1 pseudogene is annotated in these 357 nt (G+C 79.3%); it reads right to left on the bottom strand.

Features of this window, described 5'->3' with window-relative positions:
* Positions 1-357: pseudogene (locus ACNAVT_RS31855) on the bottom strand (hypothetical protein); the annotation flags it as partial.

The raw sequence follows: 357 nt of genomic DNA, 5'->3' as shown, positions 1-357 counted from the left end.
CTCACGGCGCTCGCCACCCCGGAAGCCACCCTCGCGCGGACCGGATGACCGGAAGCCACCCTCACGGCGCTCCCCGCCCCGGAAACCGCCCTCGCGGTCCTCACGGCGCTCGCCACCCCGGAAGCCCTCCCGGCGGTCGCCGCCCCGGAAGCCAGCGTCCCGGTCCTCGCGGCGGTCCCCGCCCCGGAAGCCGGCGCCCCCCGGGCGGGAACCGCCGTCACGGTTGTCGTCGCGGCGGAAGCCGCCCTCACGGCGGTCGGCGCCGCGGAACCCGCCCTCACGGTCGTCGCGGCGGAAGCCACCCTCGCGGCGCTCACCGCCCGAGCCGGAGCGGAAGCCACCCTCACGGCGCTCACC

Source organism: Micromonospora sp. SL4-19, from assembly GCF_047921475.1.
In the GTDB taxonomy this organism is placed as follows: Bacteria; Actinomycetota; Actinomycetes; order Mycobacteriales; family Micromonosporaceae; genus Micromonospora.
The sequence above is the reverse complement of the archived record's forward strand: the minus strand, read 5'-3'. Positions and strand labels throughout refer to the sequence as shown.